At 62.6% G+C, this 20,391-nt stretch carries 21 protein-coding genes; 7 read left to right on the forward strand and 14 right to left on the reverse strand.

The window, feature by feature from the left end:
- Nucleotides 1-25: 25 nt before the first annotated feature.
- From OOT33_RS00755 to OOT33_RS00795, 9 genes are all read right to left on the reverse strand, one after another.
- Nucleotides 26-973 (reverse strand): transporter associated domain-containing protein, encoded by a 948-nt coding sequence (locus OOT33_RS00755; protein ID WP_307748062.1) that lies wholly within the window; start codon nt 971-973, stop codon nt 26-28.
- Nucleotides 966-1,493, reverse strand: coding sequence for an rRNA maturation RNase YbeY (gene ybeY / locus OOT33_RS00760; RefSeq protein WP_307748063.1), 528 nt, complete (start codon nt 1,491-1,493; stop codon nt 966-968). The genes OOT33_RS00755 and ybeY overlap by 8 nt, the downstream gene beginning before the upstream one ends.
- On the reverse strand, nt 1,493-2,491 hold the full coding sequence (locus OOT33_RS00765; RefSeq protein WP_307748064.1) for a PhoH family protein: 999 nt from the start codon (nt 2,489-2,491) through the stop codon (nt 1,493-1,495). Before OOT33_RS00765 ends, ybeY begins: the two co-directional genes overlap by 1 nt.
- Nucleotides 2,492-2,510: 19 nt before the next feature.
- Entirely contained in the window at nt 2,511-3,851 is a 1,341-nt protein-coding gene (gene miaB, locus OOT33_RS00770; protein ID WP_307748065.1) for a tRNA (N6-isopentenyl adenosine(37)-C2)-methylthiotransferase MiaB, read from the reverse strand.
- A 54-nt stretch (nt 3,852-3,905) separates the two neighbouring features.
- Nucleotides 3,906-4,328: a transcriptional repressor gene (locus OOT33_RS00775; RefSeq protein ID WP_307748066.1), complete on the reverse strand. Its 423-nt coding sequence runs from the start codon at nt 4,326-4,328 to the stop codon at nt 3,906-3,908.
- Between the two features lie 122 nt (nt 4,329-4,450).
- Entirely contained in the window at nt 4,451-4,873 is a 423-nt protein-coding gene (locus tag OOT33_RS00780; RefSeq protein WP_307748067.1) for a MucR family transcriptional regulator, read from the reverse strand.
- 109 nt (nt 4,874-4,982) lie between these two features.
- Nucleotides 4,983-5,468 carry a GNAT family N-acetyltransferase gene (locus tag OOT33_RS00785; protein ID WP_307748068.1) on the reverse strand — a complete coding sequence of 162 codons (486 nt, stop codon included), beginning with the start codon at nt 5,466-5,468 and terminating at the stop codon, nt 4,983-4,985.
- Nucleotide 5,469: 1 nt separating this feature from the next.
- Nucleotides 5,470-6,117, reverse strand: coding sequence for a tRNA (adenosine(37)-N6)-threonylcarbamoyltransferase complex dimerization subunit type 1 TsaB (tsaB, locus tag OOT33_RS00790; protein ID WP_307748069.1), 648 nt, complete (start codon nt 6,115-6,117; stop codon nt 5,470-5,472).
- Between the two features lie 41 nt (nt 6,118-6,158).
- Nucleotides 6,159-6,740, reverse strand: coding sequence for a NifU family protein (locus tag OOT33_RS00795; RefSeq protein WP_307748070.1), 582 nt, complete (start codon nt 6,738-6,740; stop codon nt 6,159-6,161).
- Nucleotides 6,741-7,039: 299 nt separating this feature from the next.
- On the opposite strand from OOT33_RS00795, the gene OOT33_RS00800 reads away from it, so the two are divergent.
- Entirely contained in the window at nt 7,040-8,368 is a 1,329-nt protein-coding gene (locus OOT33_RS00800; protein ID WP_307748071.1) for a DEAD/DEAH box helicase, read from the forward strand.
- Nucleotides 8,369-8,569: 201 nt separating this feature from the next.
- Entirely contained in the window at nt 8,570-11,479 is a 2,910-nt protein-coding gene (locus tag OOT33_RS00805) for an insulinase family protein (RefSeq protein ID WP_307748072.1), read from the forward strand.
- 3 nt (nt 11,480-11,482) lie between these two features.
- Here the strand turns inward: OOT33_RS00805 and dgoD are convergent, their stop codons facing one another.
- The 3 genes from dgoD to OOT33_RS00820 are packed head-to-tail and all read right to left on the reverse strand — an operon-like array spanning nt 11,483 to nt 14,845.
- A complete protein-coding gene (gene dgoD, locus OOT33_RS00810) occupies nt 11,483-12,622 on the reverse strand; it encodes a galactonate dehydratase (RefSeq protein WP_307748073.1) in 1,140 nt (379 codons plus the stop codon).
- Nucleotides 12,619-13,932, reverse strand: coding sequence for a family 1 glycosylhydrolase (locus OOT33_RS00815; protein WP_307748074.1), 1,314 nt, complete (start codon nt 13,930-13,932; stop codon nt 12,619-12,621). Before OOT33_RS00815 ends, dgoD begins: the two co-directional genes overlap by 4 nt.
- A 25-nt stretch (nt 13,933-13,957) precedes the next feature.
- Nucleotides 13,958-14,845: an SMP-30/gluconolactonase/LRE family protein gene (locus tag OOT33_RS00820; protein WP_307748075.1), complete on the reverse strand. Its 888-nt coding sequence runs from the start codon at nt 14,843-14,845 to the stop codon at nt 13,958-13,960.
- Nucleotides 14,846-14,941: 96 nt separating this feature from the next.
- Here OOT33_RS00820 and OOT33_RS00825 point away from each other — a divergent pair, with 96 nt between their 5' ends.
- From OOT33_RS00825 to OOT33_RS00835, 3 genes are read left to right on the forward strand one after another with little or no spacing between them, the layout of a single operon-like run.
- Complete coding sequence (locus OOT33_RS00825) at nt 14,942-15,829, forward strand: 2-dehydro-3-deoxygalactonokinase (protein ID WP_307748076.1); 888 nt, start codon at nt 14,942-14,944, stop codon at nt 15,827-15,829.
- The gene (locus tag OOT33_RS00830) at nt 15,826-16,476 is read left to right on the forward strand and encodes a 2-dehydro-3-deoxy-6-phosphogalactonate aldolase (protein ID WP_307748077.1); all 651 of its coding nucleotides are present in this window, start codon (nt 15,826-15,828) and stop codon (nt 16,474-16,476) included. The genes OOT33_RS00825 and OOT33_RS00830 overlap by 4 nt, the downstream gene beginning before the upstream one ends.
- Nucleotides 16,473-17,378 (forward strand): Gfo/Idh/MocA family oxidoreductase, encoded by a 906-nt coding sequence (locus tag OOT33_RS00835; RefSeq protein WP_307748078.1) that lies wholly within the window; start codon nt 16,473-16,475, stop codon nt 17,376-17,378. Before OOT33_RS00830 ends, OOT33_RS00835 begins: the two co-directional genes overlap by 4 nt.
- 21 nt (nt 17,379-17,399) lie before the next feature.
- On the opposite strand, the gene OOT33_RS00840 is transcribed toward OOT33_RS00835, so the two are convergent.
- Together OOT33_RS00840 and OOT33_RS00845 are read right to left on the reverse strand one after the other, a co-directional pair.
- Nucleotides 17,400-17,657, reverse strand: a complete 258-nt coding sequence (locus OOT33_RS00840; protein WP_307748079.1) for a hypothetical protein — start codon at nt 17,655-17,657, stop codon at nt 17,400-17,402.
- 426 nt (nt 17,658-18,083) lie between these two features.
- Entirely contained in the window at nt 18,084-18,575 is a 492-nt protein-coding gene (locus OOT33_RS00845; RefSeq protein ID WP_307748080.1) for a DUF4402 domain-containing protein, read from the reverse strand.
- A 480-nt stretch (nt 18,576-19,055) separates the two neighbouring features.
- On the opposite strand from OOT33_RS00845, the gene OOT33_RS00850 reads away from it, so the two are divergent.
- Together OOT33_RS00850 and OOT33_RS00855 are read left to right on the forward strand one after the other, a co-directional pair.
- Complete coding sequence (locus tag OOT33_RS00850; protein WP_307748082.1) at nt 19,056-19,517, forward strand: DUF4402 domain-containing protein; 462 nt, start codon at nt 19,056-19,058, stop codon at nt 19,515-19,517.
- 41 nt (nt 19,518-19,558) lie between these two features.
- Nucleotides 19,559-20,380 carry a hypothetical protein gene (locus tag OOT33_RS00855; RefSeq protein ID WP_307748083.1) on the forward strand — a complete coding sequence of 274 codons (822 nt, stop codon included), beginning with the start codon at nt 19,559-19,561 and terminating at the stop codon, nt 20,378-20,380.
- Nucleotides 20,381-20,391: the final 11 nt, after the last annotated feature.

Genomic DNA, 20,391 nt, shown 5'->3' on the forward strand with positions numbered 1-20,391 from the left:
GGGTGGCGAACGCAAAATGCGCCGGTCAGTCCTTGTCGAGAACATGCTCGCGTATAGGGGGATGCAGGCGCAGGCGGGTGACACGCCGGTTGTCCGCCGCGATGATCTCAAGCCGCCAGCCGCTTTCGGGGTGGAGGAGGATCTCCCCCACGGCCGGAACCTGCCCGGCAATGATGAAGGCGAGGCCGCCCAGCGTGTCGATGTCTTCCTCGACATCGGCAAGGCGTGAGTCGAGCCGCTCCGCCACGTCCTCCAGTTCGGAGCGTGCATCTGCCTCCCACAGGCCGTCCTCGAGCGCGACGAGCATCTCCTCGGGCGCGTCGTCATGCTCATCCTCGACGTCCCCGACGATCTCCTCGACCAAATCCTCGAAGGTGAGCAGCCCTTCCGTGCCGGAATATTCATCGAGCACGATCGCAAGGTGCGTACGCTTGGCGCGCATTTCGACGAGAAGGTCGAGTACCCCCATGCTTTCAGGGACATAGAGCGGCTGTCTGATGAGTGGTTCGAGCGTCTTGGGGTGCGCCTCGCCGCGTGCCAATATGCCGAAGGCGTCGCGGATATGCACCATGCCGACGATGGTATCGAGCGTCCCGCGATAGACAGGGATGCGGCTGTGCCCGGCGTCAGTGAAGAGCGCAACGAGGTCCGCGAAGCTCGCGCTCTCCTCGATCGCGATGATGTCTGCGCGCGGCACGGCGACGTCGTCCACCGTATGCTCGCTGAAATGCAGGAGGTTGCGAAGCATCTGCCGCTCCAGCGGCGACAAGTCACCCTTGACGCGCTGGCCCGGCTCCTCGCCGGTTTCCTCGTCATATTCGTCGATCGCTTCTTCCAGCTCGCGCCGCAGTGTGTGATCGGAATCATTGCCGAACAGCAGGGACTTGATGCCCCGCCATATACTGCCGCCTTCGCTGGCGGCGGCGCCACTACTGTCCGCTTCCTTGGTGCCGGACGGGCTATCGTCAGCCATTTTCCACCTGGTCCCCTGTTGGAGCGGCATAGGGGTTGGCTATGTTGAGGGTCGCAAGCGCGCTCACCTCCATCGCCTCCATCTCTTCCGCCTCATGCTCATTCATATGGTCATAGCCGAGCAAATGCAAAGTGCCATGCGCGATCAGATGGGTGGCATGGTCCGCGAAGGGGATGCCTTTTTCCTCCGCCTCGCGCGCACATGTCTCGCGCGCCAGCACGATATCGCCGAGCAGCACCTCACCGTCATCCGAGTTGGACAGGGTTTCGAGCAAATCCTGCTGCACCATCGGAAAGGAGAGCACGTTCGTCGGTGCGTCCTTGTGGCGATAGGCGGCGTTGAGATGTTGCACTTCCGCGTCGTCAGTCAACTTGACTGACAGCTCCACACAGACCTTGGCATTGCGCAGTTCGTCATGCGGCGTCTGCGCAAAGGCAGCGATCACGGCGCGCTGCGCCAGCGCGCGCCAGTCCGCCTCGGCAGGCCAACTCTCCTCGCCCGAAAGCGCTATGTCCAACATCAGGCGTCTGGTCCCTCATAAGCCTGCACGATCCGCCCGACGATGGGGTGACGCACCACATCCGCCGCGCCGAACCGCACCACCGATATACCGTCGACCCCCTCCAATCGTTCCACCGCATCGGCAAGCCCTGACCCGCCAGCCATCGGCAGCAGATCGACCTGATTGGGATCGCCGCACACGACCATGCGGCTGCCCTCGCCGAAGCGGGTGAGGAACATCTTCATCTGCGCCTTGGTCGTGTTCTGCGCCTCGTCCAGAATGATGAACGCGTTGGCAAGCGTGCGCCCGCGCATGAAGGCCAAGGGCGCGATCTCGATTTCGCCGCTGGCGATGCGCCGCTCCACTTGCTCGGCGGGCAGGCAATCATAGAGCGCATCGTAAAGCGGACGGAGATAGGGATCGACCTTCTCCTTCATGTCGCCGGGGAGGAAGCCGAGCCGCTCACCGGCCTCAACTGCCGGGCGCGAGAGGATCAGGCGGTCGACCGAGCCGGTGATGAGCTGGCTCACGGCCTGCGCCACCGCGACATAGGTCTTGCCGGTGCCCGCCGGGCCGAGCGCGAAGATAATGTCGCGCCGCGCCAGCTCTTCCATATAGCGGGTCTGAGTCGCGCTGCGCGGCACGATCGTCTTCTTGCGCGTGCGGATCATGATGCTGGGCGGCTGCGCGACATCATGGCGGATGATGCCGTCCAGCGTCGGTTCGGCAGACATGGCGATCACCGCCTCGACCGCGCCGGGATCGATCTCCTGCCCCTTGGCGACACGGTTATAGAGGCCCATCAGCACATCGCGCGCCCGCGCCGCGGCCTCGGCCTCGCCCTCTATCTGCACCCGGTTGCCGCGCGCGCCGATATAGACACCGAGCCTGTTTTCGATGGCAACGAGGTTCTGGTCATACTGGCCGAATACGGCGCCCAGCAGATGCGGCTTGTCGAAATTGATGTCCAGACGGGCGCGGTCCCCCGCTTCGGCTTGCGTTTGCTTCTTGGCCATCAGCGGGCAGTCCGGTTCGTCATGCAGCCTCTTTCTGTTGTACTAATTCTCCGGCCAGACTGTTGGGGCCGGCCGAAACGATTTCTACATTCACCATGTCGCCGATCTGCGCGCCTTCGGCATAGACATGCACCGATTGCAGCCATGGCGATTTGCCGACGAGTTGCCCCGGCTTGCGCCCGGCTTTCTCGATCAACACGGGGCAGCTTTTGCCCACGGTCCGCTGGTTGAACGCGAGCTGATCCGAAGTGATCTGCGTCTGAAGCTGCTTGAGGCGCTCGTCCATGAGTTCCGGCGCGATCTGGTTGGCCATTTCTGCGGCCGGGGTGCCGGGTCGGGGTGAGTATTTGAAGCTGAAGGCATAGGCATAGCCCACCTCGCGGATCAGGCTCATGGTTGCCTCGAAATCCGCGTCTGTTTCGCCTGGAAAGCCGACGATGAAATCGCCGGAGAGCGCTATGTCCGGCCTCACCGTGCGCACCTTGTCGAGCAGGCGCAGATAGCTGTCGCGTGTGTGGCTGCGGTTCATGGCCTTCAATATCGGGTCGGACCCGGACTGAACCGGCAGATGGAGATAGGGCATCAGCTTTTCGACCTCGGCATGGGCGGCGATGAGGCCGTCTGTCATGTCGTTGGGATGGCTGGTGGTATAGCGGATGCGCTGGAGGCCATCGACCCGGTCCAGCGCGCGAATGAGATCATGCAGTCCACGCCCGGTGTCATCGCCCCAGGCGTTCACATTCTGCCCCAGCAGCGTGATCTCCTTGGCGCCGCCATCGACCAGCGCCTTCGCCTCATCGAGGATCGCGTCCCACGGGCGGCTGATCTCCGCGCCGCGGGTGTAGGGCACCACGCAATAGGTGCAGAACTTGTCGCAGCCCTCCTGCACGGTGAGGAAGGCGGTGGGACGGGGCTGCTTGGCGCGGCCGGGCAGGGCGCCGAACTTGGAGGCGGCGGGCATGTCCGTATCGAGCGCCTCTTCGCCGCGCACGGCCTTGTCGACCAGCTCGGGCAGGCGGTGATAGGCCTGCGGGCCGACTACGATGTCGACCATCTTGGTGCGCCGCGTAATCTCCGGCCCTTCGGCCTGCGCAACGCAGCCCGCCACGGCGATCATCGGGCGGCTGCCATCCTCGCGCCGAAGGCGACCAATGTCGGAATAGACCTTCTCCGCTGCTTTCTCGCGGATGTGGCAGGTGTTGAGCACCACCATGTCGGCGCTCAGCCCATCCTCGGCAGCGGTCATGCCCTGCGCGCCCAGCATCTCGGCCATGCGCTCGCCGTCATAGACGTTCATCTGGCAGCCGAAGGATTTGACGTGGAAGGTGCGCGGGGTTTTTGGGGTGGTAGGACGAGTCATTGGCCCAGCTATACAGGCCTGCCCGCCGACAAGAAAGCCGCTAGGCGCGCTTTTCTAGTTCTTGCGATCCAGCGCGACGCCATAGAGCTCCATGCGGTGATCGACGAGGCGGAAACCCAGCTTTTCGGCGATCTGGCGCTGAAGCTGCTCGAGCTCCGGGTCGACGAACTCGATGACATTACCGGTCTCGACATCGATCAGATGATCGTGATGGGCTTCGGGCGCAGCTTCATAGCGGGCGCGGCCATCGCCGAAATCGTGTCGCTCCAATATGCCCGCTTCCTCGAACAGGCGCACGGTGCGATACACGGTCGCGATCGAGATGCCGGGGTCTATCGCCGAGGACCGCTCGTGCAGCCGTTCGACATCGGGATGATCCTCCGCGTCAGACAGCACGCGCGCGATCACACGGCGCTGCTCCGTGATTCGCAGGCCTTTTTCTGCGCAGAGCGCCTCTATGTCTATCTTGCGCGGCATGAAATTTCGAACGGCTTTCGACACTGCAGGTTTGGCGTCAGTCTAGCCAGTCCGCCAGAAATGAAAAGGGAGCTGAACGAATTTCTCGTCCGCTCCCTGTTCAAACCCGACAGGATTGGCGTTTATTTGCCGCCCTTGCCTCCGCGCGACTTGCCGAGGCCGATCTTCTTGGCGAGCGAACGCCGCTGATCGGCATAATTAGGCGCAACCATCGGATAGTCGGCGGGCAGGCCCCATTTGGCGCGATAGTCATCCGGCGTCATCTTGTAGTGCGTCATCAGATGGCGCTTCAGCATCTTGAGCTTTTTGCCGTCTTCCAGACAGATGATATAGTCCGGCTTGATCGACGCACGGATGGAAACTGCTGGTTCCGGCTTCACCTCAGGCACCGGAGCCGGGTTTTCCAGCGACGATAGCGCCGTATGAACATTTTGAATAAGCTGCGGCAGATCGGAAACGGCCACGCTGTTGTTCGACACATGTGCCGCGACAATGTCGGATGTGAGCGTGATCAGCATTTCACTCTTGGCGGCATTATCGTCCATGACTATCTCCTTATGTATTGTTGCGACCCACTTCAGACAGGATGCGTTGTCCTGTCATTGGGTCCGCCATATAGGATAATTTCCCCCAATGGCAACAGATACTTGGGTCTTATAGCGAAAGCCTGTAACTGAGTGCATCATAGCAAGTTCCGTCCTTACCCTTATAATAGGACGGACGACGGTGAACCTGCTCGAAACCGGCCCGCCTATAGAAATCGATGGCTCGATTATTTTCCCGCACTTCTATGTGCAACACCGTTACCTGCGCTTTTCGTGCCTTAATGACACAGTTTTCAAGTAGTTTGGCGCCAACGCCACGGTCGCGCCACTTCGGGTCAACTGCGATAAGCAATAGTTCCGCTTCATCGGCCACGCATCGCATCAGCGCGAAGCCCAGCGTTGCCTGGTCGAGCTGCGCGAGCAAGAGCGTCACGCCCGGCATGCTCATGAACCCCGCAAGCTGGGAGGCGGTCCATGCTTCGCCATAACGCGGATCGAAAGCGGCAGTCATTACCGCCATAGCGCCCGCCTCGGCGCGGTGGTCAGGCCGGTCGAACTCCCGGAGGGTCAGCATGTCGCCGATCGGGCTGGCCATCTCAGGCACCAGCCGCGGGGGTGGGAAGGGCCGCGTCGGCGCCGCGGCCGTAGTGGGCTGTCACTTCTTCGCTCATCGCCGCGCGCGGTAGCGTCAGTGCCGCCCGTGCATCGGGATAGAGAAGGCACGCCTCGCCCAACCCGCGCGCAGTGACGAGCGTCTGCGCACCTGTTCCATACACTGTCCGTGAATCGGTCGCGGCCGCCAGTTCGGCGATGGGGACGGATGTTGCCGGGGCGAGCGGCTCCAGCGTGTCTCGCAGGAACTGCTGCCAGAACAACTCGCCATGCCCGCCGGTCAGCGCGATCGACAGGACTTCCTCTTGCGTTTCCATCTCTTGCGCCTGCGCGGCTAGCAAGGTCAGGCTGGAGTAGCTCTTGAGATGCGCGCCCCAGGCGAAGGACAGCGCTCGTGCCGCCGCAAGGCCGACGCGGATGCCTGTGAAGCTACCCGGCCCGGCATCGACCCAAATCTCCTGCGCCCGGCCTCCGTAAGGCAGGGTGGCAATGGCGGGAACAAGCTTTTCGGCGTGGCCGCGCCCGGCGATTTCATGATGATGGCCGATAAGCGCGCCATCCTCGAACAGCGCGACCGACAGCGCCTCGCTCGCCGTATCGATTACCAGAAGCCGCCCAGGATCCGCCCGCATGCCCGGCGCTTAGCCGCTTCATCCGCCGCCCGCAATGCGGATCAGACGGCGAGGACCTCCGTTACCTCAGGCACATAATGTTTCAAGAGCTGTTCGATGCCGTTCTTAAGCGTCGCGGTGGAGGAGGGGCAGCCGGAGCACGCCCCCTGCATGCGCAGATACACCTTGCCCTTGTCGAAGCCGCGATAGACGATGTCTCCGCCGTCATTGGCGACCGCAGGACGCACACGCGTGTCGATCAGCTCGCGGATCTGTTCCACGATCTCGGCGTCGGCCGGATCGTCGGCGAAGCCGGTGTCCGCATCATCGGCAGGAATGCTGATGCCCGCGGCGGTGCCTGCGCGGAACAGCGGCATGTCTGCCGAAAAATGGTCAAGCAGGATAGAAAGTACGTCGGGTTTGGTAGTCACCCAATCCCCGCCGGGCGCAATAGTCACCGAAATGAAGTCCGCGCCGAAGAATACGCCGGTGACATCGCTCAAGGTGAACAGGGCCTCGGCCAGCGGTGACGCTTCGGCTTCCTCGGCGTCAGCAAAGTCGCGCGTGCCCGCCGGCATCACGGCCCGACCGGGCAGGAACTTCAGCGTGGCGGGATTGGGCGTTTTTTCGGTTTCTATGAGCATGAACGCGATGTGGCGATTATGCCTCAGTGATTCAAGCGAAAATGGCTTGGCAAGCGAATAGGCTTGCTTTGTTGGAGCCGCACCGCCATATGCCGCCCTGCGCGACAACGGGCCAAATGGCCATAATTGCGATTGGCGGCGTGAACGCTCCGGCCTTTTTGAGGCGACGGAACCGGCCAATACCTCGCGCAAGCTTATTGAGGCTTCCCAATTCACGCGGGTCGTTTCGGACACCCGCCTAGCGTGTGCGCCCTGTGAAGAGGCGCGTGCGCTACGCTCAATATTGTGAGTATTATACTATGGAATTCAAGGACTTCGGCCTCGCAGAGCCGATCATGAAGGCGCTTGGCGCCAAGAATTATTCTGTTCCCACCCCGATCCAGCAACAGGCGATCCCGACTGTGTTGTCGGGCAGGGATCTGTGCGGCATCGCGCAGACCGGAACCGGCAAGACGGCGGCATTTGCGCTGCCGACGCTGGACCGGCTCTCGCGCGTGGCAAAGCATACGCCGCCGCTCACCTGCCGCGTGCTGGTGCTCTCTCCCACACGCGAACTCGCCGCGCAGATCGCCCAAAGCTTTCGCGACTACGCCCGCTTCATGCGCTTGAACGTTGCGACGGTGTTCGGCGGCGTGCCGATCCACAAGCAGATCCGGCAACTCAGCCAGGGCGTGGATGTGCTGGTGGCGACGCCGGGCCGCCTGCTCGATATCCTGTCGCAGAAGGCGTTTCATTTGAAGGGCGTCGAAGTGCTGGTGCTCGACGAGGCCGACCAGATGATGGACATGGGCTTCATCCATCCGGTGAAGCAGATCGTCTCGTTCGTGCCAAAAGAGCGGCAGACCCTGTTCTTTTCCGCCACCATGCCCAAGGAAATCGCGGCGCTGGCGAAGCAGTTCCTGAACGATCCCGCCACGGTCTCGGTCGCGCCGCCTGCCACCACGGCGGAGCGGATCGTCCAGCGTGCCTATCATGTCAACCAGGGTGAGAAGCAGGCGCTGCTCACCCATATCCTCCGCAGCGAGGAAATCGACCGCGCGCTGATCTTCACCCGCACCAAATATGGCGCGGACAAGGTGGTGCGGGCGCTCGCTGGGGCGGGCATCAACGCGGTGGCGATCCACGGTGACAAGTCGCAGGGCCAGCGCACTGCCGCGTTGCAGGCGTTCCGCGCCGGGCAGGTCAAGCTGCTGGTGGCGACGGACATTGCGGCGCGCGGGATCGACGTGTCTGGCCTCAGCCATGTCATCAATTTCGAGATCCCGAACAACCCGGATCAATATGTCCACCGCATCGGCCGCACCGCGCGCGCCGGAGCGGATGGCATCGCGATCAGCCTCGTCTCGGATGACGAGCGGTCTTACCTGAAGGCGATCGAGCGGCTTACGCGGACCCAGAGCGAGGTCGTTCCTCTGCCCGCAGGCATGGCGGAGCTGGTGCGCAATCTGCCCAAGCCTGCGCCCCGCAAGAATGCGGATGCTCGCCCGCCGCGCCCGCAGCAGGTGCGCGAGAAGCAGCCGCGCCAGCACCGCGAACGTGGAGAGCAGGGCGAGGGCGCCCGGCCGTTCCGCCCCCGCCGCAGGAAGAGCGTTGGCGCCTACAAGGGCGCGGTTCAACGGGTAGGGTAAACATCTGAAATAAATTCGCCTGAGAGGCGAATTTATATGGCGGTACCGGCCCGCTCCCCCTCCCAACCTCCCGACAGGGTATCTTATGGGAGGTTGGGAGGGGGAGCGGGCTGGTGCCGAAATACGAAATTGCCCATCGGGGCAAATTTCGGAGAATATTGTCAGTAGCGGTTCAGTAATTCGTCGTTATGACGGGAGGTGATGACCCATCGCTTCCCGTCGCGCGCCCTCGTTTTCTCCCTTGCGGCGCTATCGCTGATCGCGGGGCATGGCGATGTGCTCGCCCGCGCTCCGGCGAAGCCTGCCAAGGCGGCAGCGGCGGCGGTCTCGCCCACGCCCGCGCGGCCATGGCTTTACGAAAATAGCGACGTTCCGGTCGACAGCGCATGGCTGTTCGGCACGCTACCCAATGGCCTGCGCTATGCCGTACGCCGCAACAGCGTGCCGCCGGGCCTGCTCTCTATCCGCGTGCGTGTCGATGCCGGGTCGCTGCATGAACGGCCTGAGGAATCCGGCTATGCGCATTTCATCGAGCATCTGACGTTTCGTGGGTCCAAATTTGTGCCCGACGGTGAGTCGAAGCGCATCTGGCAGCGGCTTGGCGTTACCTTCGGATCAGACAGCAACGCGCAGACCACGCCGACGGCCACCACCTACGCGCTGGATCTGCCCGACGCTTCTTCGGGCGGGTTGGAAGAAAGTGTCAAGATCCTCGCCGGGATGATGAGCGATCCCAACATCATCCCCGCCGCCGTGGAGGCGGAGCGGGCGGTCGTGCTCGCCGAGATGCGCGAACGGCAGAGCGCGGGATCACGGGCGCAAGACGCTGCGCGTGCCCTTTTCTTTGCGGGGCAGCCGCTCGGTAGCCACGCACCCATTGGCACCACCAAGAGTCTCAACGCAGCAACCGCAGAGAGCCTGCGCGCCTTTCACGATCGCTGGTATCGCCCGGAAAATGTGGTGATAGCCGTGTCTGGCGATGCCGACCCGAAGGCGATCGAGGCGCTGATCCGCGAATATTTCTCTGGCTGGAAGGCGGATGACGCAACCATGCCCGCGTCCGATTTCGGCAGGCCGAACCCTGCTGCGCCGGCAAGCGCCGTGGTGGTGCAGCCCGGTGCGCCGGTTTCCCTGTCGCTCGCTTGGCTCCGGCCTTGGGAGCCTAAGGCCGACACCATTGCCTACAACCAGCACAAGCTGAGCGACACGGTCGCGATCCAGATGATCAACCGGCGGCTGGAGGAAGCCGCCCGCCGCCCGGGTTCCGCCTTCCTGCAGGCGAGCATCGACACGGACGACACCAGCCGCTCCACCAATGCCACCTATGTCAGCGTCGTTCCATCCGCCAAGGGGTGGGAAGCTGCGCTGCGCGATGTTCGCGCGATCATCGAGGACGCGAAGGCAGATCCTCCGAGCGAGACCGAGATCGAGCGCGAATATCGTGCGTTCGAGACCGCGCTCGCCATCGATGTGGAGAATCGCGACACCGAGGCGAGCGCGACCCAGGCGGGCAACATCGTCGCCGCTGTCGATATCCGCGAGACGACGGTAACGCCGCAGGCCGCGCTCGATATCTACCGCTCGGCCCGGCCCTTGATGACGCCCGCATACATGCTCGATGCGACGCGGCGTATGTTCAGCGCCGACGCGGTGCGCGCCTTGCTGGTGCTGCCCCAGAGCGAGGCGGGGGCGCAGGCGCGGCTGGATGCCGCGATGAAGGAGCAGATCGCCGCCGCGAAAGGCGCGCGCATTACCGGCAAGATCATTACCATGGCCGATCTGCCTGCCCTGCCGCCGCCCGGCAAGGTCGTTTCCCGCAGACCCGCCGGGGTGCTGGATATGGAGTCCATTACCTTCGCGAACGGCGTCCGCCTGACGTTGTTTGCCAATAATGGCGAGAGCGGCAAGGTGCGCGTCAATGTGCGCTTCGGCCATGGGTTGCTTGCCCTGTCGCCGCGTAAGGAACAGCCAACCTGGGCGGCGGGCTATGTGCTCGGCGCGAACGGCATCGGTACATTGGGCCAGCGCGAGCTGGATGAGCTGACCAACGCCCGCAGGCTGGGCTTCGACTTTGGCATAGACGAGGACGCGTTCGAGATGTCGGCGCTTACCCGCCCGGCCGATTACAAGGATCAGCTGAGGCTGTTCGCGGCGAAACTCTATGCGCCGGGCTGGGACCCCGCGCCGGTCGAGCGGGCGAAGGCAGGGATGCTTGCCGCCTATGACAGCGCGTCCGCCACACCGGGCGGCGTGCTCGGGCAGGAGCTTGGCTGGCTGTTGCGCCGGAAGGACGCGCGCTATCGGGTGCCGGACAAGGCCGAGATCGCCGCGCTCACGCCCGCGCAGTTCCGCGCCTTCTGGGAGCCGATATTGGCGTCTGGCCCCATCGAGGTGCAGATCTTCGGCGATGTGAAGGCTGACGAGGCGATCGATGCGGTGGCACAGACCTTTGGGGCGCTGCCTGCCCGGGCGGACATGCCTGTCAAGCGCAAAGCCCGGAAAGTGCGGTTCCCTGCGCACAATGCCAAGCCGCTGGTCCTCAACCACACGGGCGAGGCCGATCAGGCGGCTGCGGTCATTGCCTGGCCTACAGGCGCCGGGCTGGCGGGCGTGCGTGAGGGGCGGCAGCTCGACATCTTGGCGCAGATCATCAACGACCGCCTGTTCGAGCGACTGCGTGCAGCCGAGGGGGTTGCCTATTCCCCCAGCGCGCAATCCGACTGGCCCTTAAGCTTTGACCGGGGCAGAGGCTATCTTCTCGCGATGAGCCAGTTGAAACCGGGGAGCACCGACTATTTCTTCTCGCTGGTGCGTGAAATCGCGGCGGATCTTGCCGCCCACCCGGTGAGTGCCGACGAGCTTCAGCGTGTGCTCGCGCCCTTGCGCCAGCAGCTGTCACGCGCCAGCACCGGCAATGCCTTCTGGATGGATCAGATGGAAGGCGCGGCCTACGACAGCCGCCGGGTGACGGCGCTGTCCACTCTCGGGCGAGACATGCTCAGCGTCTCTCCCGAGCAGTTGCGGCTGTTGGCCGCGAAGTATCTCGTCGATGCCAAAAGCTATTCGGTCGTGGTATTGCCGACCGGAGATGAGGGTCGGCGTCGTCCCTGAAAATCACCACTCCGCGAAGCTGCCGTCTCGATAGCGCCACACCGGGTTGCGCCAGCGGTGCGGGTCGCGATGCGCCTCGCGCACGGCCGCTTCGTCTATGCCGACCCCGAGGCCATTGCCCTGGGGGATCGGCAGAAAGCCGTCTGCAGGAGTCAGAACCTCCGGGTTGGTGACGAAGCTGGTGAGGTCGTGCCCGACATTGTAATGAATGCCGAGCGACATCTCCTGCAGCACGACATTGGGCGCGGTTGCCGCGAGCTGCAGGCAGGAAGCCAGGGCTAGCGGGCCGAGCGGACAGTGCGGCGCCACCGCCACATCGAAGGTTTCGGCCATCGCCGCGATCCTGCGGCATTCGCTGATGCCTCCCGCATGACTAAGGTCAGGCTGAATGATGTCGACCGCGCCCGAGCTCAGGAACGGTTTGAAATCCCAGCGCGAATATAGCCTCTCGCCCAGCGCGATCGGTGTGCTGACGAGGCGGCTGATCTGCGCAATGCCTTCCGGGTTTTCGGACAGCAGCGGTTCCTCGATAAAGAGCAAGCCCAGCGGCTCCAACAGCTTTGCCAGCTGTTTTGCCATCGGCTTGTGGACCCGGCCGTGGAAATCGAGCCCCACGTCCATCCCCTCGGCCTGCGCCGCCTGTACACGCTTCGCCACATCGTCAAGCAGCTTGGGCGTGCCGAGAAAATCCAGCTCGGCGGTGGCGTTCATCTTTATAGCGGAAAAACCCTGCGCGCGTCGGCCTGCGGCGGCTTCGCCGATCTCGTGCGGCTTGTCGCCGCCGATCCACGCATAGGCGCGCACCTTGTCTCGTACCTTGCCGCCCAGCATCTGCCAGACGGGGAGGCCGAGTGCCTTGCCCTTCAGATCCCACAAGGCCTGATCAAGGCCGGAGAGCGCACTCATCAGCACCGGCCCACCGCGATAAAAGCCGCCCCGATAGCAAATCTGCCAGATGTCCTCGATGGCGAAGGCGTCATGGCCGATGAAGCGATCCCGGATCGCCTCGAAGGCGCCAGCCACCGCCTCGGCATGGCCTTCAAGGCTCGCCTCGCCCCAGCCGACCGCGCCGTCGCCCGCCTCGACGCGGACGAACAGCCAGCGGGGCGGCACCATGAAGGTTTCGATCCGCTGGATTTTCATCGGCCGATCTCTTCCGCCTGATTGGCTTGCGCAGGTTCCCGGGCGAGGCGAGCACCTGCCATCTTCTCCTGATCGGTTGCTGTTTGGCCTCCCGAGCGTGACGGCGGCACCAGCGGCACGACCAGACATACGCTCTGCGCGGGCAGCACATCGCGCCAATCCTTGATGAGTTGTTTGTAAGCCTTGCCTACCGCGCGGATATTGCGATTAAGGTCATAGAGGCCGAGCGGGTTTACATTGCCGTTCTGCTCGCGCAGGGCCGTGTCCCAATCCACCTGATCGGTGAGCGAGTACCAGGTGAAGCCCACCGTGGGTATGCCGATGTTGCGCAGGCGGAGCACGTTGGCCCATTCTTTCCACAGCCAGTTTACGGCCTCGTCGCCGTTCGGACCTTCGCGGAAATTGGTTTCGGTGTGCATGACCGGAAGGCCATAGCGGCCGTAATATTGGCGGGTGATTTCGCTATAGCCGAACACTTCGCCCGAGGCCCATGTGCGGCCATCCTCATGCACACGGTGCTCGTTGGTGCAGTAATAGTCGTTACCCAAAATGCAGTGCTGTTTCAGCCGGTTACCCAGGAAGAAATGATATTCCTCCTTGGTCATTCCGTTATCCATCAGATATTCGTACATCTCGCTGTCGACCCGGCGGCCATAATTGAGATCAAGGCTGAGGAATCGCTTGGAGTTCATGACTTCCGCCGGGCCGATCGCGGCCGGGCTGTCAGCGTGGAAATATTCGGAAGACTCGCTCTGGATGAAGATGGCATCAGGCCGCCGCTTCAATATCTCCTGCATGGCGAGCACGTTCGCCTTCACGATATGCTTTAACGCGGTGACGAACGCGGTGTCGGTGGTCATCTGCTCGTTCCACCAGCCATATTGCGCCGAAAACACGGCGCAGATGAACATCTCGTTGACCGGAGTATAGAGCTGGATCCAGTGATAACGCTCGGCGAAATCGGCGGCGTAGCGGGCGAACAGCAACGGGAAATCAGGGTTCTGGAAATTGCCGATCCAGTCCGGCACGCCAAAATGACACAGATCGACGATGGGCGTGACATCGCGGTGGCGAAGGTCATTCAGCGTGAGGTCTGAAAATTCCCAGTCATAGCGGCCGGGGCCGAGGAACGTCTTGTGCAGCGGCGGGCCGAAGCGCAGATAGCGAATGCCCGTTTCCTCTACGAGGTCGAAGTCCTTGCGCCAGTGCTTGTAGTGGCCGCAGACCTCCATCTGATCCACCCGGGTGCGGCCGCCGTTGATCGTCGGGATGCTGTTTTCGATTCCCGTGGCGAACATGAAATTGGCCAAATTCTGTCTCCCTGGCGGACGAGCCTCAGCCCGCGAAAAGATGATCGGGCAGCCCTCCGCAGCCTGGCCGAACGACGAACAGGTCGCCCGCATGCGGCTGGCTGGCGAGCGCCTCTTCCGAAAGGCCGATGCGGGCGGAGGTGATGAACAGATGGTCCAGCTCGGCCCCGCCAAAAGTGCAGCTCGTCGGCCGCTGGACCGGCAGCATTATGCGCGCGAGCAATGTCCCGTCAGGCGCAAAGCGGCGCACGCACCAACCGTCCCAGAAGGCGACCCAGAGACAGTCCTCCGCGTCCACGGTCATGCCGTCGGGGGATCCGTCCTCCTCGCTAAAGGCCAGAAACTCCTGTCGTTCGCCGGGCAAAATGCCTTCCTCCAGCACGAAACGATAGATGCGCCTTTTGGCGGAATCGGTGTGATAGAGCAGTTGGCCATCGCGGCTGAACGCCGGGCCGTTGGGAACGCGATAGCTTTGGTCGAACAGCCAACATTTGAGGTTGCGGTCAAAGCGGTAGAGCGAGCCGCATTCTTCCGCTTCGGCGTCGTCCATTGAGCCGGCCCAGAAATTGCCCTGACGGTCGGTCTTGCCATCGTTGAAACGATTGCCCGGAAGATGAGGCTCGGGCTCGTGAAGCAGCCGGAAATACTGCTGATCGAAGTCCAGTTCGGCGAATCCCCGCTCCGTCGCCGCAATAAACCCTCCGCTTTCCTTAGGTGCGAGTGCGCTGATCCTGTGGGGTGGCTGCCAGCTGTCGCAGGTGGCCTCGGGCCACCTCATGCGCCAGATCGTCGGGGCTTGGATGTCGACCCAGTAGAGGCTGCTCTCACGTGCCACCCAGACCGGCCCTTCACCCAGCAATGCGCTGCAGGCGGCGATCGGTGTCGCCTCGGTCGGGTCTATCGGGGGCTGCATCCGGTGTTGAACGCGCTCGCGTAAACATAGTTTCGATGCGGTGGTGACCAAACGCGCCCTCGTGCGTTTGAGTAGCATGAGGAACGGGAGCAGGGCATGTCTCAAACCGGCATGATTGCGGTCGACTGGGGCACGACCAACCGGCGCATTTATAAGCTTGCGCCCGACGGGACGTGTGAGGCGGGTCGCAGCGACAGCATGGGCGTGCTGTCTGTGCCCCCGGGCGGGTTCGAGGCCGAAATTGCGGCCATGCGCGCGGAGTTCGGGGCTGGCCCGATGCTGCTTGCGGGAATGGTCGGGTCGGATCGCGGTTGGCGCGAGGTGCCCTATGTGCCCTGCCCGGTGGACCTGTCGGCTCTCAGGCAAGCGCTGTGTTGGGTGAACGGTGGCGATATCGCGATCGTGCCGGGTGTCTCCTTCATCGAGGAGGAGGGCAGGGGCGATGTCATGCGCGGCGAGGAGGTGCAGATATTGGGCGCGGTGGCGGCGGGGCTGTGTCCCGCCGATGCGCTTGTCTGCCACCCCGGCACGCACGCCAAATGGGTGCGGCTGAAAAGCGGCGCGATGACCGGCTTTCGCACCGTGATGACCGGCGAGCTGTTTGCGCTGTTGCGAGGGGGAGGCATCCTGGCGCCGCAGCTTCAGGGCGAAGCGAAGCCGGACGCCGACTTTGCCCGGGGGGTGGAGGCGGCCTTCCGCAACAATGCGCTCTCCGCCGATCTCTTTTCGGCGCGCGCGGGTGCGCTGCTGGGCCTGCGCGGGCGCGATGCGGCGTCCTATGTCTCGGGGCTGTTGATTGGCGCGGACATTGGCATTGGCCTCGTAGTCGGAGGCGAAAGGGACGATGTCGTGCTGATCGGCGAGGAGGCTCTGACAACATTATATGCCGCCGCGCTCGACATTGCGGGGCGGCGGATGGAAACCATAGATGGCGAGGTCGCGTTCCTCGCCGGTGCGCGCGCGCTGATGGAGGAAAGACGATGAGTGCCGCCGAAGATTTTACCGCGCGCCTGGCCGAATGCCCGCTGGTCGCGATCATTCGCGGTGTGACGCCGGACGAGGTGGTGGCGATCGGCGAGGCGTTGTATGAGGCGGGTTTTCGTATCATCGAGGTGCCGCTGAATTCGCCTGAGCCGCTTGGCAGTATCGAGCGGCTGGCGACCCGGCTGGGGCAAGATGCTGTGATCGGCGCGGGCACGGTGCTTCACACGGCACAGGTAGGTGATGTCGCCGATGCGGGCGGCAGGCTGATCGTCTCGCCCTCGACTGACCCGGAGGTGATACGCACCGCCGTCGCGGCGGGGCTGGTCTCCTGTCCCGGCTATTTTACCCCGACCGAGGCGTTTTCGGCCTTGGCTGCGGGCGCGCAGGCGCTGAAGCTGTTTCCGGCGGAAGGGGCCAGCCCTGCGGTGGTCAAGGCCCAGCGCGCCGTCCTGCCGCGCGCCACGCCGCTGCTCGTGGTGGGTGGCGTGACGCCCGAGAGCATGGAGCCATGGCTGACGGCGGGCGCCAACGGGTTTGGTTTGGGATCGGCGCTTTATCAGCCGGGAATGAGTGCGACCGAAGTAGGGGTGCGGGCGCGCGCCTTCATTGAAAGCCTTCGCCGGATCGGGCAGGGGGTGCCAGCATGAACGCGGTGCGGACAGGCATCATAGGGCTGGGAAAGATCGCGGCAGACCAGCATATCCCGGCAATCGCCGCCAATCCGGCGTTCGAATTCGTCGCAGGGACGACACCGCGTCCGACAAAGCTTGATGTGCCCGTCTTCACCGACTTTCAGGAGATGCTGCGCGCGGTCCCCTGCGACGCGGTGGCGATCGCGACGCCGCCTGCCCCCCGTTTTGAGATTGCCCTTGCCTGCCTCGACGCAGGGCTGGATGTGCTGCTGGAGAAGCCGCCCTGCTCGACGCTCGGCGAAGTGCAGGACCTCGCGCGCCATGCCGAGCGGGCAGGGAGGGTCATTTTCAGCGCCTGGCACAGTTGCTTCAACGATGCCGTGCGGCAGGCCGCCGCTATCACCCGCTCCGAGGGTGTGGCGGCGATGGACATTGAGTGGCTGGAGGATGCCGAGAAATGGCACCCGGGACAGCTCTGGGTCTGGCAGCCGGGCGGTTTCGGGGTGTTCGATGCAGGGATGAATGCGCTGTCGATCGCGAGCATGCTGTGCACGGAAACGCTGATAGTTGAACGCGCGCGGCTCACTATGCAGGAGGCGGGGCAGCAGCCAGCGGCGGCGGAAGTGACGCTGCGCACGGCAAGCGCCGCCCGGCCGTTTCATGCGCGGTTCGATTGGCGGCACAAGGGCGCGGAGCAGTGGACAATCCGCATCGAGACGCGTGCCGGCAAGCATATCGTGCTGACGCGAGGCGGCGCCGAGTTGACCGTGAATGGCGCGCCCGTTCCCGCACAGGCCGACGAATATGGCGCCGTCTATGCCGAGTTTGCCCGCCTCATTGCGGCGCGTGAGAGCAAGCTGGAGGCGGAACCGCTGAGGCTGGTGGCCGACATGATGTTGAGGGGCGAGCGGGTTTGAGGAATATCTTGAAAGCCTCGATCAGGGCGCGGTCTTTCGGATGAGGTAGCGATATACCCCGATGCAGTTGATCACCAGCAAGCCCACATTCTGCCAGCCGATGCCCTCGCTATCCTTCTGAAAGAAGCCCCAAAGAATAAGTGCAAGCGAGCTGGTGACGAACAGCACAAATGCCCAGCCTGTGATCCGCCGCCCAAGATCGAGCGACACCACCAGCGCCGCGATCAGCGCCGCACCGGCGCCATAATATTGCAGGGCTGTGAGCAGGGTGTCGCTCATATGCTGATCAACCTGCGCGCACAGCGCGGGGGCTGCTTCCCGTGGCGCGGCTGCCCGATGGCATGAATATAAACGCGCACATTGTCGGGAGCTTCATACATTTCCGCCGCCTTTGCCTGCTTCAGCTAAAACGCGTCAGACGGCTGGCCGAATTGCCGGGATCGCAAATACAAGGCAGTGCGAGATCCTGGTACGCCGGGATGTTAACCCGCTGGATGGCAGCCACTATTGGCTATGGTGAAGCCGGGAGTCCAACAGCACGAAGTAGCTGTTTGGCGCGTGTTAGCCGGGACGAAAAGCGTGGCGGGTATGGGCGCTCTGCCGATACGGTAAGGTCGGCTTCGGCCGGCCTACGCCCCTTTCGGCCGCAGGGAGAGGAAGCCCTGCTGGGTGGCCGAAAGGGGAGAAGTATGCATAAAACAGGAATTACTGATAGTTAACGGTAACGTTGAAGTTGCCCGAGTAGGAACCCGCAGCCTGGCTGGCGCCGACCGTCAGCACGCCGCCGACCGTGAAAGAGCCCGCGCCGCTGCCGTTCAGGGTCAGGGTGGCGGCGCTCGCGTTCAGCGATGCGGACATGGAGTTGGCACCAGAGGTCAGGGTAACGCTCGAGTCAGGCGTGATCGTCACGATTTCGCTGCTCGATCCGCTGACGTCGAACGCAGCGGCGGCAGTGGTGCCAGAGCAGGTCAGCGCCGCGGCGCAGGTCAGGCTGCCTGCGGCCGAGATCGTCACGGTTCCCGACGAAGCGCCGGCGATGATCTTGCCGAAGGCGAGGTCAGCGGTCTTGGTAACGGTGATGGGCGAGAGGATGGTGGCCGTTGCCGAAGCTGTGCCCTGCGCCGCGTTCGCCGCGCCGCTGAAACCCGCCATGACACCCACAGCAGCCACTAAAGCTATCTTATTTTTATTGAACATATGCGTCTCCAAATATTCTTATGTATTACCCACTCATTAAGCCGGGGGTTTGCTCACCGGCGAGTTGGCTGTCTAGGAACTTGCCGTTGAAATATGGTTCGTGCGCTTGGTTAATTTTTTGGTAACCAGCACGGATTCTCGAAAAAAATCTGATAATGCAAAAATTTTACAAAGCTGAAAATTAGATATATTTGATTCACAAGGATAAAGTGAAACACAGAACACATGATCTCAAAGTTATAGTCTGTTTGGCTATGCTGATGGCCAAGCATTACTCGTATCTTCGGTGTTGTCGCAATTCCATGAAATTCAATGTTAAATTGCCGAAAGATCACATCTATCGGCAATTTACATCTTTGGGTTCAAGCGCGTGTTCTCGCTGCGGAAATATTCCGGGTCATTTTTGATTAACCATTTTTGCCTAACTGCCTCGCTCTGCGTTCAGGGGTGAACGCCAATAAGATGTGGGGATAGGAAGGCATGAATAGCATTCGCGCCAAATGCGCAGCCATGGCTATTGCTATTCCGGGGGCCGTTGCTGCGGTTTCCGCGCCTTGTCAGGCGCAGACCGTCACCAAGACAGCAGATCTTGTATTCGGCAAAATTGTGAGGGGAAGCAGCAACGGCACCCTGTCCGTATCAACTGCGGGGGCGCGGACCTGCCCAGCACCGCTGACGTGCATGGGGGCGGTGTCGGCGGCCCGGTTCACGATAACGGGGACCAATAATCGTGATGTGTCGATCTCCGTCAGCCCGAGCGTGACGCTTACTGCAAGCGGTGGCGCGACGATGACGGCTACTCTTACCAACAGTCCGACGCAGCTGCGCCTCAAAAACGCGAGCACCAATGCCTTTACGGTGGGAGGCAGCCTGACGATCAGCGGAACGCAGACTGCCGGAAGTTATACAGGGACATTCACCGTTACTGTCAATTATCTTTGAACAACAAAATAAATCAACAAAAACTATTAAGTGGGGTTGTTATGAAAAATAGAATATTGAACGGGTTGTCTGTTTGTTCGATTTGTATCGCTTCTGCCTTGCCGTCCAGTGCTTGGGCGCTGGGCGATCTTCTTGTCGCGCCGACCAGGGTTGTAATGGCGGACAACACGGGGGCAGAAGTCATTCTGAACAATAAAGGTCGGGAGAGTGCAACCTACCGCGTTTCGCTCGTTATCAAAAAAATGCTGCCTGACGGTCAGCTTGAGGATGTCGTTGAACCCAGTGCCGAACAGCAGCAGGCTCTTTCGATCATCAGCTACGCGCCCCGCAAGGTAGTGTTGGCTCCCGGACAAAGTCAGACTGTTCGGCTAGGGGCGCACGCGCCGATCGATCTGCCGGACGGCGAATATCGCGTGCATATGCTGTTTCGTGCCATTCCCGACGCCGATCCCGCTGCGCGAGACGTCAACGCGCAGGCGAGCGGCCTGTCGATCATGTTAACGCCGGTATATGGCGTGAGTATTCCGGTGATCACCCGCAAAGGCGAGCTCGAAGCGCAAGCCAAAATAGAAAATATCCGGGTCGAACGAGACAGGGGCCGGGCAACACTGCTTTTCGACCTTGCGCGATCAGGCAACCGTTCCATTTCGGGCACCGTCTTGGTCAGCAAGGCCGGGTCAGCAGATCCGCTTGCAGAGGTAAAGGGTGTGTCGGCGTATCGGGAGGTCGACCGCAGGACGGTCGCAATCGATCTGGGCGACCGTGCGAGCGCACAGCTCAAGGGCCTCGTAACGGTGAGTTTCCGAGAGGATAGCGGCAGCACCTCCGCACCTGTTATCACGGAGGCGCGGGCCAGCCTGTAAATTCGGGGGCG

The sequence above is a fragment of the Sphingobium sp. DEHP117 genome (assembly GCF_030867385.1).
Lineage (GTDB): Bacteria > Pseudomonadota > Alphaproteobacteria > Sphingomonadales > Sphingomonadaceae > Sphingobium.